Source organism: Marinobacter sp. KM021 (assembly GCF_050707965.1).
In the GTDB taxonomy this organism is placed as follows: domain Bacteria; phylum Pseudomonadota; class Gammaproteobacteria; order Pseudomonadales; family Oleiphilaceae; genus Marinobacter; species Marinobacter shengliensis.
The window spans coordinates 3,418,779-3,433,808 of sequence record NZ_CP136129.1; the positions used below are offsets into that span (position 1 = coordinate 3,418,779).

At 59.0% G+C, this 15,030-nt stretch carries 14 protein-coding genes; 2 read left to right on the forward strand and 12 right to left on the reverse strand.

Translation table 11 applies throughout. From position 1 onward, the window contains the following. Positions 1-7 precede the first annotated feature (7 nt). Positions 8-1,309 carry a hypothetical protein gene (locus RVM24_RS16005; protein WP_431474364.1) on the reverse strand — a complete coding sequence of 434 codons (1,302 nt, stop codon included), beginning with the start codon at positions 1,307-1,309 and terminating at the stop codon, positions 8-10. 95 nt (positions 1,310-1,404) lie between these two features. Next, positions 1,405-1,773 carry a MerR family transcriptional regulator gene (locus tag RVM24_RS16010; protein WP_072675930.1) on the reverse strand — a complete coding sequence of 123 codons (369 nt, stop codon included), beginning with the start codon at positions 1,771-1,773 and terminating at the stop codon, positions 1,405-1,407. Positions 1,774-1,852: 79 nt separating this feature from the next. Between RVM24_RS16010 and RVM24_RS16015 the strand changes: the two genes are divergently transcribed. Further along, the gene (locus RVM24_RS16015; protein ID WP_431474365.1) at positions 1,853-2,923 is read left to right on the forward strand and encodes an SDR family oxidoreductase; all 1,071 of its coding nucleotides are present in this window, start codon (positions 1,853-1,855) and stop codon (positions 2,921-2,923) included. 1 nt (position 2,924) lies between these two features. On the opposite strand, the gene RVM24_RS16020 is transcribed toward RVM24_RS16015, so the two are convergent. Both RVM24_RS16020 and RVM24_RS16025 read right to left on the reverse strand, forming a co-directional pair. After that, a complete protein-coding gene (locus RVM24_RS16020) occupies positions 2,925-4,451 on the reverse strand; it encodes a flavin-containing monooxygenase (RefSeq protein ID WP_431474366.1) in 1,527 nt (508 codons plus the stop codon). A 124-nt stretch (positions 4,452-4,575) separates the two neighbouring features. After that, positions 4,576-5,097 (reverse strand): YgjV family protein, encoded by a 522-nt coding sequence (locus RVM24_RS16025; protein ID WP_431474367.1) that lies wholly within the window; start codon positions 5,095-5,097, stop codon positions 4,576-4,578. Positions 5,098-5,266: 169 nt separating this feature from the next. On the opposite strand from RVM24_RS16025, the gene RVM24_RS16030 reads away from it, so the two are divergent. Beyond that, positions 5,267-5,938 (forward strand): transglutaminase-like domain-containing protein, encoded by a 672-nt coding sequence (locus tag RVM24_RS16030; RefSeq protein ID WP_431474368.1) that lies wholly within the window; start codon positions 5,267-5,269, stop codon positions 5,936-5,938. Between the two features lie 72 nt (positions 5,939-6,010). Here RVM24_RS16030 and ahpF read toward each other — a convergent pair whose 3' ends face one another. From ahpF to RVM24_RS16070, 8 genes are all read right to left on the reverse strand, one after another. Next, positions 6,011-7,576: an alkyl hydroperoxide reductase subunit F gene (ahpF, locus tag RVM24_RS16035; protein ID WP_431474369.1), complete on the reverse strand. Its 1,566-nt coding sequence runs from the start codon at positions 7,574-7,576 to the stop codon at positions 6,011-6,013. Positions 7,577-7,798: 222 nt separating this feature from the next. Then, positions 7,799-8,362 carry an alkyl hydroperoxide reductase subunit C gene (ahpC, locus tag RVM24_RS16040; RefSeq protein ID WP_082780548.1) on the reverse strand — a complete coding sequence of 188 codons (564 nt, stop codon included), beginning with the start codon at positions 8,360-8,362 and terminating at the stop codon, positions 7,799-7,801. Positions 8,363-8,490: 128 nt separating this feature from the next. Continuing rightward, positions 8,491-9,708, reverse strand: coding sequence for a BCCT family transporter (locus RVM24_RS16045; protein WP_431474370.1), 1,218 nt, complete (start codon positions 9,706-9,708; stop codon positions 8,491-8,493). A 241-nt stretch (positions 9,709-9,949) separates the two neighbouring features. Continuing rightward, positions 9,950-11,644: a choline dehydrogenase gene (gene betA / locus RVM24_RS16050; RefSeq protein ID WP_431474371.1), complete on the reverse strand. Its 1,695-nt coding sequence runs from the start codon at positions 11,642-11,644 to the stop codon at positions 9,950-9,952. Positions 11,645-11,671: 27 nt separating this feature from the next. Beyond that, positions 11,672-13,141: a betaine-aldehyde dehydrogenase gene (gene betB / locus RVM24_RS16055; RefSeq protein ID WP_431474372.1), complete on the reverse strand. Its 1,470-nt coding sequence runs from the start codon at positions 13,139-13,141 to the stop codon at positions 11,672-11,674. 62 nt (positions 13,142-13,203) lie between these two features. After that, positions 13,204-13,797, reverse strand: coding sequence for a transcriptional regulator BetI (gene betI / locus RVM24_RS16060; protein ID WP_061332048.1), 594 nt, complete (start codon positions 13,795-13,797; stop codon positions 13,204-13,206). Positions 13,798-13,950: 153 nt separating this feature from the next. After that, positions 13,951-14,667, reverse strand: coding sequence for a hypothetical protein (locus RVM24_RS16065; RefSeq protein WP_431474373.1), 717 nt, complete (start codon positions 14,665-14,667; stop codon positions 13,951-13,953). After that, positions 14,664-15,017: an RNA polymerase sigma factor gene (locus RVM24_RS16070; protein WP_431475412.1), complete on the reverse strand. Its 354-nt coding sequence runs from the start codon at positions 15,015-15,017 to the stop codon at positions 14,664-14,666. The genes RVM24_RS16065 and RVM24_RS16070 overlap by 4 nt, the downstream gene beginning before the upstream one ends. Positions 15,018-15,030 lie beyond the last annotated feature (13 nt).

Consider the following 15,030-nt stretch of genomic DNA (forward strand, 5'->3'; position numbering starts at 1 on the left):
CCGTTGGTCAGGCCAGCCAGACAGTCAGGCCAACGGCAATAGCGCTGGCGGCGGACAACGCGATTAACGACAACACCAGGCTCCACCGTAAAGAAGCATCCCGGGCGGGATAACCGGTCAGCCGCTCCATGATCAGGGCGTTGGCCGCAAACGGGGTGCCGAATGCCGTGATACCCCAGCCGGTGACCATGGCAAAGCCCAGCCCCAGCACGGCGCCAGGTGGCCACGCTGGCCCAAGGATACCGCCAATCAAGGTACCTGTGAGGATCGGGTTGGCACCGGCCAGCCCAGCCAGAAAGAAACTCCAGGGCACCAGTGCCGCCAGGACCGGCCACGCCCAGCCCGGCAAGCCCATATCGCCGTTCACCTGCCCCAGCACCACCGCACTGATCACCGAACCAATAAAAGCGGAACCACCCACAATGGCCAGTTCATTACTGACGTTGGCCATAGTAGGTGGTCTAGGGGTGTTACCCGTAAACAAGGACAGGGCCCAGCCAATAATGACCGCCGCCAGGCAGCTCAGGGTAACCGAACGGGCGTAGCTGAGTTGGTAAACATGGCTGAACAGGAACACCCCGATACAGATACCCAGGATAATGCCGCCAAACCGCAACCAGGCTGCAGCACCGGCACTGTCTGCTGACCCGGTTGCAAGCTGCGATTCTGGCTCACGCCAGAGAAAGCCCGCCAGAAGCACCAGCATGGCAAACGGCAGTGAAAGGCCAATGAGCTGAGCGCCACCAAGGCTTGGCAGAAGCGTCAATGTCAGCGCTACAGAAATGGATAACGGCGACCAGATTGGCGATACGCCAAAGCCTCGGAGCACCGCCCGGGTGCTGTTGCGGGTAGCCGCAGAATCGCCGGAACGGCGGATTCGCTCGGAGATCAGGCTACCAACCACCGCCACCGAACCGAAGTTGAGAGGCACCGACACCAGCGCCGTGCCGAACGCCAGGCTCGCATACCGGGTACCCGGCTTGCCGCTGAACAGGCTACTGGAGATTCGCTGCAGATCCCGGGAACCGGCCAAAACCGAAGACAGCAACATCACCGACAGAATCAGCCCGGCCAAACGGGTCATGTTCCCGGCCGCCCCTTCCACCAATCCGGGGTCACGGCCAAACGCAAAGGCCATCGCCAGCACCGCCACCGCAAATACCGCACGAGGCACCCGGCGCATGTCCTGCCAGCCAAGACTGACCGCCATGCTTACGGCCACCGCACCCAAATACGCCATACCTGGCAGAGTCGCCAGAACAGAAGAGAGTAAAGCAACATAGGCTAACGCGGAGCGAAGTGGCAGCACGACCGTCTTCCCGAACAGATCAAAGGAACCTGAAAAGACGATCTATGTTAAGGAAGCTACCTTCATCGCGCTATCAGCAATTATGAGGATGGCCATCAAGCCAACCCATGCTCCCGGGCACTGGCCTCCAGGCGGGCCTGCTCCTGTTTCAAAAGTTCTCTTACCGCCGTTAACTCGGCAATCCGGGCATCCACCAGGGCCCCCTTGCGCGCCATTACCGCCGCGCCCTGCAGACAGTCGATCCGGTCTGAACGAACGGCATCCAGCAACTCGCGGATTTCACTCAACGAAAAGCCCAGTCTCTTGAGCTGCCGTACCATCGATACGCGTGCTACTGCCTGCTCCGGATAATCCCGATAATTGTTGCCGCTGCGGCCGACCTCCCGAATCAGACCCTGCTTTTCATAGTAGCGCAGCGTATCCCGGCTCACGCCAGTGCGCCGTTCCAGTTCCGATATTCTCATGCCAAGCACTCTCCCTGTTGACCCTGAAGCATACTCCATACTTTAGGCTGCGTTCGACTCAATGAACAAGGAACGCACCATGACCATCCTGATCACCGGCGCCACCGGTTTTATCGGCAAATACCTGTGCCTCACCCTGTTGCAGCAGGGGCATGAAGTTCAGGCACTGATCCGCTCCAAATCCAGCCTGAACCAGCTCACCGGCTTTCTTCAACAACAGGGCGCCGCCATGGAGCGGTTCTCCGCACTGGAAGGCGATCTCGAAAAGCCTGATCTGGAGCTAATCGCCTTGCCGGACCGCATCGAATGCCTTGTGCACCTGGCCGCCCGGTTCGCCTGGAACCTACCCGAGCAGGAGGCCCGGCATACCAACGTTACCGGCAGCCTCCGGGTGGCGGAGTTGGCCCGTCAACTGCGCTGCCGTTTGGTGTTTATCAGTGGCTTCATGCTGGCAAACACCGGGCATCTTTCACGGCTTGGAATCAATCGGAGCCATCCGGAGCAGACTGACTGGAGCCGGGTGTACCGGCGGGCCGGTGGTTATGAGGCGAGCAAACTGGAATCGGCCTTCCGGTTGCGGGAGTTCGTCGCAAGGCAGGGTATGGATGCGGTCGAGGTACAGCCGGCGACCGTGGCCGGCCACGGTTTAACCGGGGAACTCGACCCGGCCCAACCGCTATATGGTTTACTGGAAAATCTCTACCACGGACGACTGGCCATGATCCCGGGGTCGCCGGAGCACTGGTTGCCTCTGATTCCGGTGGATAGCCTGGCCCAAGTGATTGCGGTAGCCTGCGTGGCCAATCATGTGCCCGGCACGCTGTTGGCGCTGGACCAGAACACGCCAAACCTGGCAGCGCTTTTACAGGCAGCGGCGCACTCTCTGGGCAAGCCGGGCCCCCGCAGGCATCTTCCGATCGGCATGATGAAAGCGTTACTGACCATTCCGGGCCTGCCCGGCCTGCTGAAGGTTGCCCCGGAATCGCTGGCCTTTATTCAGACCTGCCGTTTCGATACAACCGTCACAGAACGCTTTCTGGCACAACAGCAGGTGACACTGCCCCCGTTCCGGCAGTATCTCCAATCAAGCTGCCGTCACTACCTTGAGAGTGAGGCTGGCACCGGGAAACTGACAACGCACGGGGCCTGACTCAGGCCCCGAACAACGCCGAGCGCAGCGGCTTCAGGAAGCCCGACTTCTCTGGGCTGGCCTGCTGGCTGCGCCGGCCATCAAACTCCAGATAGCCGTCTTCGATGGGTTCGAAGCGCAGGATTTTCACATCCTTCAGATAATTCTGGGACGCCTTCCAGGGCCCGTGAGTGCCCTGGCGCGGCAGGCGATCTTCGGCACGCTTGATGTAACCGGCGTCCAGCGAACCCAGAATGGTGTCGTTACCCAGGCTGTTTTCCGTGTCTCGCGGCACCACCACCTGATAACCCTTGCGATCCATATGGTTGATCAGCCGGCACAGGTATTCGCTGGCAATATCGGCCTTGAGGGTCCAGGAGATGTTGGTGTACCCGAAGATCATGGCGGAATTGGGCATGCCTTCCACCATCACGTTCTTGTAGATCACCTTTTCCTTCAAGACCACACCCTGGCCGTCCACGGTGGGCTGGATACCACCCAGCATCTGGATATCCAGGCCAGTGGCCGGAATGATGATATCTGCTTCGAGCTCTTCACCGGATCTGAGGCGAATGCCGGTTTCGGTGAAACGTTCAATATGGTTGGTTTTGATCGAGGCGGTACCCGCCTTGATGGCATCAAACAGGTCGCCGTCTTTAACCACACACAGGCGCTGATCCCAAGGGTTGTAGTCGGGGGTAAAGTGGCGCATATCCGCCTTGCCCTTCAACTGGCGTTTGATCACCGACAGGAACAGCCGGCGCATGGCCTTCGGGCTCTTGCGGGAACGCTCGTAGAGCAGGCGCGAAATCGAGATATTCCGGGCCCGGGTCAGCCGATAGGCGGCTTTCTCCGGCAGTACCTTCTGCATCGCCAGGGTAACCTTATCAGTCGACGGCAAAGGCATCAGGTAGGTGGGCGAGCGCTGCAGCATGGTTACATGGGCCGCTTTTTCCGCCATGGTGGGCACCAGGGTAATGGCGGTCGCCCCACTGCCAATCACCACCACCTTCTTGCCGGTGTAATCCAGGTTCTCCGGCCAGTGCTGTGGGTGCACCACCTGGCCCTTGAAGTCCTGCTCGCCGGGGAAATCAGGCTTGTAGCCCTGATCGTAGTTGTAGTAACCGGTGCAGCCCACCAGGAAGCTGGCCGTGTAGGTCTCCGCTTCGCCGGTTTTTTCGTTCACCGCCGTCAGATTCCAGCATTTTTCCTCACTGGACCAATCGGCGGTTTTCACCGCCACGCCGTAACGGATGTTTCGTTCCACATCGTGTTCCCGGGCGGTGTCAGCCACATACTGTTTGATAGACGCACCATCCGCCAGCACCTTGCCACCGGTCCACGGCCGGAAGTTGTAGCCAAAGGTGAACATGTCGGAATCGGAGCGAATGCCGGGGTAACGGAACAAATCCCAGGTGCCCCCTAACGACTGCCTGCGCTCGAGAATGGCGAAGCGCTTGCCGGGGCATTCCCGTTTCAGATGGCAAGCCATGCCAATGCCGGAAACGCCGGCGCCGATGATCAGAACGTCGTAATGTTGGTGGCTCATGTCAGGTATCTCCCGGGCTTATCTTTGTTATCAATACCCTCTAAGGTACGCCCGTCACTTTAGGCTGCAATTGGCCCTGGCCTCCCTGAATCGCCGTAAAGACAGCCAAAAGCCAAAACGCGGCCTAGGTTTCAACCCCGGGATACTTCTTACGGATCCGATACAGCCGGTAAATGGTAATGACGTTGGTCACCAGCACCATGGCCTCGGCCAGAATCCCGCCCACCGAACCGATCACGATGTTGTTCAGCATCCAGCAGAACGCCGCGAGCCCCAGAACAATGCGCAGCGGGATACCTCGGAGCATGAACATGCCGATGGTGCCCAGGATGGCTGCCGCCAATGGAAACACATCGGTGGCAGCTCGCCAGGTTGCCCAGGCCACCAGCAGGTTAACCCCCAGCATCGCCAGCATGAGCGGCCAACTGCCCTGGTACTTGCGGGCCAGGGAAATGCGCACGATCACCAGCACGGTCAAGGCCGCCGCGGTCCAGCTCTCGAAGAAGGCGAACATCAGGGCAAATGCGACGTTGGCAGAGATCAGTAGCACCATCAGCCGGTCGTCGTTCTTGTTGGCGAAGCCGGCAATGCAGAAGGCCAGCGCCACCAGACCAAACAACTGGCCCAGAATTTCACTCAACGGCATGATTCATGCGATCCATCGGTTAAAGGCTCCAGCCTGCCATAGTTAACCCGCCGGAGCCACGGCACGCTGTGGTTACACCGGGCAACGGTTATGGTGGAAAAAGTCATTGCCCATAGCTTGCTAACCGAGAGATCATCGGCCAATCATGCGCCAATGCCGGAAGATCACCATGGAAAACTACCTCAAGCCCACCGAGTTCTTCGATTACGACAAACCAGAAGTCAAAAACTGGATTGACCAGCAACTTGAGGGTGTGCCCAATGAACCGGTAGAGCAGGTCAAGGCGTTGTACCTGGCGGTGCGCGACAGCGTCCAGTACAACCCTTATGTATTCCAGACCGACCCAAACACCCTGTCTGCCAGCTACGCGCTGGAATCCCGCGAGAGCTACTGCATTCCCAAAGCGGTGCTGCTCGGCGCCGCTGCACGCTATATCGGCATTCCCAGCCGGCTGGGCCTGGCCGATGTGCGCAATCACCTGTCCAGCCCCAAGCTGATCGAGTGGCTGCGCTCCGATATTTTCCGCATGCATGGCTTTATCGAGCTGTACCTGAACGGCCAATGGGTTAAGGCCACACCAGCGTTTAACAAGCAGCTTTGCGCGCTAATGAAGGTGGAGCCGTTGGAGTTTGATGGCGTGAACGATTCCGTGTTCCAGGAGTTCACCGAAGACGGCCAGGCCCATATGGAATACATCAACGACCACGGCGTGTTTGATGACGTGCCCTTCGACTTTATCGTTGACGGGGTGCGCGCCGCCTACGGGCACCTGTTTGAAACCGATGGCCAGCCGGCAGAAGTGACCGGTAGCCTGGAGCAAGACGTCACCAGCAACCCATAAAAAAACCGGCCACCCACTTCCCGTGGGCGCCGGCTACAGGGGTCAGCCTGAATTCAGGCTTGCGTGAACAACTTACTCGGCGGAGTTGCGAATCAGGAAATCGAAGGCACTCAAGGCGGCTTTGGAACCTTCGCCCATCGAAATCACGATCTGCTTGTACGGAACCGTGGTGGCATCGCCAGCGGCGAACACACCCGGAATGGAGGTCTCGTTACGATCATTTACGATGATCTCACCGTGCTGGCTCAGCTCAATATCACCTTTCAGCCACTCGGTGTTCGGCACCAGGCCGATCTGAACAAACACGCCTTCCAGCTCAACGTGGTGCGCTTCACCGGTGGTACGGTCGGTATAGTTCAGGCCACTGACCTTACCGTCTTTGCCGACCACTTCGGTGGTCTGCCCGGAGGTAATGATCTTCACGTTATTCAGGCTGCGCAGTTTCTTCTGCAGCACTTCGTCGGCACGCATTTGCTCACCGAACTCAATCAGGGTTACGTGGCCAACAATACCGGCCAGGTCGATTGCCGCTTCCACGCCGGAGTTACCACCACCGATCACCGCCACGCGCTTGCCTTTGAACAGCGGGCCGTCGCAGTGCGGGCAGTAGGCCACGCCCTTGTTGCGGTACTCTTCCTCACCCGGCACACCCATCTGGCGCCAGCGGGCACCGGTAGACAGAATCACCGTGCGGGCTTTCAGGGAACCGCCGTTCGCCAGCTTCACTTCATGCAGGCCACCGGTTTGCGCCGCGGGAATCAGCTTCTCCGCGCGCTGCATGTTCATGATGTCGACTTCGTATTCGTTAACGTGCTCCTCCATAGCCGCCACCAGCTTCGGGCCTTCGGTGTAAGGCACGGAGATCAGGTTTTCGATACCCATGGTGTCTGCTACCTGGCCACCAAAGCGCTCGGCCGCAATACCGGTTGAAATCCCCTTACGGGCGGCGTAGATGGCCGCTGCAGAACCCGCCGGGCCACCGCCAATCACCAGCACCTCAAAGGCGTCTTTCTGGTTGATCTTCTTGGCTTCTTTCTCCGCCGAGTTGGTGTCCAGCTTGGCCACAACCTCTTCCAGCGTCATCCGGCCCTGGCCCCAGGGCTGGCCATTCAGGTACACGCTCGGCACCGCCATTACCTCACGCTGCTCGACTTCGTCCTGGAACAGGGCGCCGTCGATGGAGGTGTGCTTGATGTTCGGGTTCAGCACACTCATCAGGTTAAAAGCCTGCACCACGTCCGGGCAGTTCTGGCAGGACAGGGAGAAATAGGTTTCAAACTCGAACTCTCCGTCCAGTTCCTGGATTTGCTGAATCACTTCCTGGGAAGCTTTGGACGGGTGGCCGCCCACCTGCAACAGCGCCAGTACCAGGGAGGTAAACTCGTGGCCCATGGGAATACCGGCGAAACGAACGCCAATGTCAGTGCCCACACGGTTGATGGCAAACGACGGACGACGCACATCGGCGGAGTCTTCGGTCCGCAGGCTGATCTTCTCGGACATCGGCTCGATTTCTTCCAGCAGCTGCTTCAGCTCCTGGGATTTCTTGCTGTCGTCATAGGCTGCTACCAGCTCGATCGGCTGCTGCAGCTTTTCCATGTAGGCCTTCAACTGTCCTTTGATATTGGCGTCCAACATGTTTGGTATTCCCCTTTATGTCGTGAAACTAACTGTCTGAATTCAAAAATGAATCGTTATCTGAAGTTGCAGGTACGATAAGGGCAAGCCGGGGCCTTCTCAAATTGATTGACCCAACCCATCTGATAGCTCAGACCTATACGATTCCATAAAGTCGATTGATAGATACAAAAAAGGCCCGCTGTGCGGGCCTTCTTGCAAGTTTCACCCGTGCAGGGAAACTTAGATCTTGCCAACCAGGTCCAGAGACGGAGCCAGAGTTTCTTCGCCTTCTTTCCACTTGGCCGGGCATACTTCGCCAGGATGGTTGCGAACGTACTGGGCAGCTTTAACCTTGCGCAGCAGGTCGTCTGCGTCACGGCCGATGCCTTCAGCAGTGATTTCCATCGCCTGGATAACGCCATCCGGATCGATCAGGAAAGTAGCGCGGTCTGCCAGGCCCTGGCCTTCACGCATCACACCGAAGTTGTTGGTGATGGTGCCAGTCTGGTCGCCTACCATGTAGTAGTTGATCTTGCCGATGGTCTCGGAAGTGTCGTGCCACGCTTTGTGGGTGAAGTGGGTGTCGGTAGACACAGAGAACACTTCAACGCCCAGCTTCTGCAGCTCTTCGTACTTGTCAGCGACATCGCCCAGTTCGGTCGGGCAAACGAAGGTAAAGTCGGCCGGGTAGAAGAAGAAAATGGCCCACTTGCCTTTCACGTCTGCTTCAGAGATTTCAACAAACTCGCCCTGCTTGAATGCGGTGGCGTTGAACGGTTTGATTTCGCTGTTAATGATACCCATCTCAGAATAACTCCTGTTGGTTCATTTGGGTTTAGGCTTGAAAACAGTGCGTAAGATACGGCTTTGGCCTATTGAGTGAAAATTGATTATTTCCACACCCAGGATAGGCTCAACCTATGTATGGGGCCTTATCCCGCAAGTTCAATCTTTCGGAAATCCAGAATATTTTCTTTTGGTGACGATTTGATGGCCGCCACCTCGGCCCGCTTGTTTGCCAGAATGTAGGCGAAACAGGCGAAATACAGGCCAATCACCAACGCTCCAACCCATTGAATACGCAGAAAATCGAGCTGGAACAGCATGGTCAGCATCACCATGGCGCCAAAATTCACGATCACGTAGTTCATTCGGCCCATACGCCGGGCAGTCAGGTTCAGGTTATCGGTGTACAGTCGAATCAGCGAATCCAGTGAGTTCACCACCATCAGAACCCCCACCGAAATCATGGCCAGGTTGGTCATCGCCGCAATCTTCAGACCCTCAGCGTGGTAGTGGAACAGCACCGAGAACCACACACCGATGGCGATGGACGGCACCACCAGCATGGCGATCAGCAACTGCCAGGTTTTGATGCCACTGACAAAACGGGCGGTGAACTGGCCGATCATGATGCTCCAGGAGAACCACCAGAACAGGTAGAACTCATGGTAGTCGTTGATCGGCAGGGCAAATCGGTGAATGTTGGTAAAGTATTCCCCAAGCATGCCTGCGGTACCGAAGAAATCCGCCGGTGAGCCCTTGCCCAGGGCAAAGGCCCGCAGCCACATACCGGCAATCAGGGCAATAAACAACACGCTGGAGCCGATGCTCAGGATACGCACGTATTTGATCTTGGAGCTGGAGTACACCGCCAGGGCAATGGCCGCAAACACGATCACATAGAACGCCGGCATCACGGTTTCACCGTCGCCCAACTGGGGCAGATACCAGGGCAGGTTCACCAGCAACAGGTACGCCGTGAAGGCGCAGGTACCGATGATCACCACGTTATTGATGATTTTCACCACCGGGATTTCAAAAAACTTCACCCTCGGCTCGATGATGGCAAAGTAAAAACACGTCAGGAAGTAGAACCCCCAGATCAGAAAGGCCCAGAAGCCAAATTCAATGGCCAGGGGGTTGGCGAACCCGTATTCCGGGCTGGCAGAAAGATCGGCATAGCTGCCGAACTCGGTCAGCGGGAACATGATCAGCCCCACATCCAGGCCCGAGGTGAACAGAATGGCAATGAACGTCAGGGTGCGAACCGGTGTGACACCGATGCACTGTACGTCCCACCATTTGTACAGAATCAGGGCAATGGCGGCGAAGGTGAAGATCAGGCCTGTGGATAACCAGAGTGTCATGCGCAGAGCCTCCGGTTGGTTGTTTTCAGTTTAATGCACAGCATGGGTGTTCCTCCTCTACTTTTTAAGCGCTGCTTAATTCGAATCGGACACAAACCCCCGCGTTTTCTTCTCGTTACGGGCCAGGACTTGCCTATCTGACGCCCAGGAAACGGCCAGCACAGCCGTCGCGTTGATAGGGAAATCCTGATGGTTTGCTAACCCCGGAGGCCTTGCGCCCCCGGGGCCGGGGCTTCGGGCGCTAAATCAGCACCCGTTTTGCTTGCCCCGGTCGTTGGTGTGCCTGCCACTGGTCATCCATTTGGACCGGCACATCCTCAGGTTGCAGGGGCTCCCTGCCCCGGATCAGGTCGGCTGCCCGCTCGGCCACCATGATGGTGGGCGCATTCAGGTTGCCATTGGGTATGGTGGGGAAGATGGACGAATCCACCACCCGCAGGTTCTTGATGCCGTGTACCCGGGTATCCGGGCCTACCACGGCACGTTGATCGGTGCCCATCTTGCAGGAACAGGACGGATGGTAGGCACTCTCCACCGCCTGGCGCACAAAGGCATCGATTTCGTCATCGCTCTGCACAGCCACGCCGGGCTGAATTTCCGCACCGCGGTACTGGTCCATGGCGGGCTGGTTGATGATCTCGCGGGTCAGGCGCACGCAATCCCGGAAACCTTCCCGGTCGGCTTCGTGCTCCAGATAATTAAAGCGAATGGCCGGTGCCTGTCTTGGATCGGAGGACTGAACCCGCACATAGCCCCGGCTTTTCGGCTTGTTGTGGCCGATGTGCAGCTGGAAGCCGTCGCCATCAAAGGCTTCTTTGCCGTCATAGCGCATGGCCGCCGGCAGGAAGTGGTATTGCAGGTCTGGCCACTCAACACCCGCTTTGGAGCGGATAAAACCGCAGGACTCGAAGTGGTTGGTGGCGCCCAGCCCGTCTTTGCGCAGAATCCAGCGCACGCCGATCTTGAGCTTGTTCCACCAGTCCAGCTTGCCGTTGAGCGACACCGGCTGTTTGCAGCGGAACTGGAAGTAGAATTCCAGGTGGTCCTGCAGGTTCTCACCCACGCCGGGCAGCTCGTGCTTGACCTCAATACCGGCCTGTTCCAGCACCGCTCGCTTGCCGATGCCGGACAGCTGCAGCAAATGGGGTGAACCAATGGAACCGGCAGACAGAATCACTTCCTCGGCGGCATTGGCCTCGTGCATCTTGCCGCCCTGCTCATAACGCACACCGGTGGCGGTTTTGCCATCCGCGCCACCAAGCAGCACCTTGTGCACAAGGGCGTGGGTCACCACCGTCAGGTTCGGTCGCGCCATGGCCGGGCGCAGGTAGGCGTTGGCCGTTGACCAGCGACGACCGTTCTTCACGGTCATGTGCATGGCACCGAAGCCTTCCTGCTGGGCGCCGTTGTAATCGGCCGTTTCCAGGTAGCCGGCATCCACACCCGCCTTGATGAACGCCTTGTACAGCGGGTTACGCATGTTGTTGCCGTTGTTGACGCCCAGCGGGCCGGTGTCGCCCCGGTAGTCATCACCGCCAAAGGCCCAGGTCTCCGCCTTTTTGAAATACGGCAGTACGTTCTGGTAATGCCAGCCCGTGGCGCCCTCGGAATCCCACTCGTCGAAATCCCGGGCGTGGCCACGAACATAGACCATGCCGTTGATGGACGAGGAGCCGCCCAGCACCTTGCCCCGGGGACAGTGCATGCGGCGGTTGTCCAGGTACGGTTCTGGCTCGGTCTCAAACTGCCAGGCGTACTTCTTGGTGTTCATGGGGATGGACAGGGCGGTGGGCATCTGGATAAAGATGCTCTTGTCGCTGCCACCAGTTTCCAGCAGCAGCACCCGGTGGCGGGCGTCTTCGGTGAGGCGGTTGGCCAGCACACAGCCGGCCGAGCCCGCGCCCACAATGATGTAGTCGTATCGGTTTTCTGTCATACGCATTCTCCTCTGTGACCTCCGGGATTAAAACGGGGCGTCGATGTCGTTCATGCCCACATACACCGATTTGATCTGGGTGTAATGAGCAATGGTCTCGCGCCCGTTTTCCCGGCCAATGCCGGAGAGTTTGTAGCCGCCCACCGGCATTTCCGCCGGTGAGGCACCGTAGCTGTTGATCCAGCAGATGCCCGCCTGGATCTGGTGAATCACCCGGTGCGCCCGGCGGATGTCATTGGTGAACACCCCGGCGGCCAGGCCGGTGTCGGTGTTGTTGGCACGGGCAATCACCTCGTCTTCGTCACGGAAAGTGAGCACCGACATCACCGGTCCGAAAATCTCTTCCCTCACGATGGCCATGTCGTCGGTGCAGTCGGTGAAGATCGTGGGCTCCACGAAGTAACCGCCTTTGGAATCCTCCGGCTCGAAGGCCCGGCCGCCGTGGCTCAGGGTGGCGCCTTCGGCAATGCCCTTGCTGATGTAGCCCAAGACCAGTTCCTGGTGCTTTTTGGAGATCAGGGCGCCGAAGTTGGTTGCCGGGTTCATCGGGTCACCGGCTTTGATGTTCTTGCGGGTGCGTTCCAGCAGGCGCTCGATAAAGCGCGGGTAGAGGTCTTCGTGTACAAACACCCGGGTGCCGTTGGTGCAGATTTCACCCTGGGTGTAGAAGTTGCCCACCATGGCTGCAGAGATGGCGTTCTCCAGATCCGCATCGTCAAAGATGATCAGCGGGGATTTGCCACCCAGCTCCATGGTCACGTCCTTCAGGGAAGAAGCAGCCGCGGCCATCACCTTCTTGCCGGTGGCCACTTCGCCGGTGAACGACACCTTGGCAATCTCCGGGTGATGGGTCAGCCACTGGCCCACCTCGGCGGCGCCCTGCACCACGTTGAACACGCCCGCCGGCACGCCGGCCTCGATGAAGATTTCCGCCAGCTTCACCGCGCCCATGGGGGTTTCTTCCGACGGCTTGAAGATCATGGCGTTGCCACAGGCCAGCGCCGGGGCGGACTTCCAGCAGGCGATCTGGATGGGATAATTCCAGGCGCCGATGCCAGCACAGATGCCCAGCGGCTCCCGACGGGTGTAGTAAAAATCACCGCCCAGGTCCTGCTGGTTGCCCTCGATGGACGGCGCCAGGCCGGCAAAGAACTCGATGGCATCAGCACCGGTCACCACATCCACGGCTTCGGCTTCCTGCCAGGGTTTGCCGGTGTCACGTACTTCCACCGCCGCCAGTTCGTCATTACGTTCTCTGAGCAGCGCCACCGCTTTGAGCAGAATCCGGCTGCGCTCAATGGCCGGAGTGGCCGCCCACTGGGCAAACCCGGCGCGGGCACTTTCAATGGCGGCCTGCTGGATGGCTTCATCCGCCACTTCCACCTGGTAAATCACCTGGCCGGTGGCCGGATTCACCACCGGGAAGGTCTCACCGGAACGGTTGGCCAGAAAACGGCCGTGGACAAAGTTCTGAACAACAGGAGCAGATGCAGACATAAGCGGTTGGTAACCTCGATTCAGTGTCTTCAGGCCTTGTGGGCCATGGCATTCGTGTTGGCTCAGGCGCTTGCCCGGGCCAGTGTCTCGTGAACAAACTGCTTGCAAAGCCGCTCACCGGCTTCAAAGCTTTCGGCCGGGTCCAGGCTCAGGGCGCTGCGCAACCAGAAGCCGTCAATCATCGCTGCGGTTTGTCGGGCCGCTTCCGTGGCCTGCTCTGGTGGCAACACCTGGGCAAACGAGTAGCGCAGGTTGCTATACAGCCGGGCGTTGTTGATCTGCTGCAGCCGCTTCAGCCCCGGCTCGTGCATGGAACGGGCCCAGAAGCTGAGCCAGGTTTTCGCCGCCAGCGCCGAGCGCTGGAACTCGGAAAAGTTGGACTCAATGATGCAATCCAGCCGCTGGGCCGGGGAGCGATCGGTTTTCGCCATGCGCTCCCGCAGCTCCTTGCCGAGCTGGTCCAGCAAATACCGCAAGGCCGCTTCGATCAGCCCCTGCTTGCCCCCGAAGTAATGGCTGATAATCCCGGACGACATGCCTGCCCGTTTGCTGATACTGACAATAGTGGTGTTCTGCATCCCCAGCTCGGCGATGGACTCCATGGTGGCGTCGATCAACTGTTGGCGACGGGTGTCTTTGATTCCGACTTTTGGCATGGCAGGCGTGCGCTTTTCCGTATTTTTCATTAATTGAACGTTCAATTAATAAAAAGGTTACCGAAATGTGAGGAAGGATTCAAATATTCCGAACCCGGCTACCGTTTCAGGCGGTAGTCCGGGTCGACCCAACACTTGGCCCATTGCCAGGACTCAGGGGCTGTCCCACCCATCTTGCAGCAGCTGTTGCTCATCTTGCCGGCTCAGTGCGGGGCCAACCATCAGTTGATCCAGGGTATCGTCCATGGCCTGACCACCACTGGCTGTCTGGTAGGTTTGGTCGGGCTGGTGCGGTTCAACCTCGGCGTGGGCCACGGCCTGCCACGTGCCGCTGGCATCCCGGCAAGCAACGTTTTCAGAAGAGGCCGCCGGTTGATCAACTCGGAACTGACGGCACCAGTCGCCAGCCTGGCTTCGGAAGGTCAGTCTCGGCATGACGGTGGTATCGGAACCAACCTCATAGGCCTGGCCGCTGGGCTTCTGTTCCAGGGCCTGGGCGATGGACGGCCAAGCGGGATCGTCCACCGCCGGTGAACCCAGCCACTGGGTCATGGCGAAGCCGGCCACCACGGCGGCAGCCACCGCTTTACCGGAATGTTCCTTCAGCCGGCGCCACCAGGGAAAGCCCACCACGTTGTCCGGGCGGTTCTCGGGGGCGGCCTGCGCCAGCAATTGCGTTACCCCATCCGGCATGGGCTGTTGATCAATGGCCCCGTAATGCCGCTGCAACTCGGCATCCACCGAGGCCAGTTCCGCCAGCCGGTCCGCCAGGGCCGGGTCCAGGGCGATCTGATCGCGCACCGCGTTCATTTCCGGCTCGCTCAGTTCGTTATCGAGAAACGCGGACAGTACTTCGTCTGTGATGTTCATGATTCGGTCCTCATACCCGCCGCCGGCGCCAATGCCTCACTTAACGCGGCTCTTGCTCGAGCCAGGCGGCTCATTACGGTACCCGTGGGGACTTCCAGAATATCGGCCACTACTTTGTAGGGCAGGCCCTGAATGGCCACCAGTGAGATAATCTGGCGCTGGTCCTGGGGCAGCTCCGCCATTGCCGCATCCACCCTGCTCCATTCGATCTGCTGGGTGGTGTGGTGCTCGCCGTTGATGACCTGGCCATCCGACAACTCCGGCTTTTCGGCCGCTTCCCGGCGAACCTTTCTGGCCCGGCATTCGTCTATCCACACATTACGGCACACCCGGAACGCCCATTTGGTCAGGTCTGCATCATCC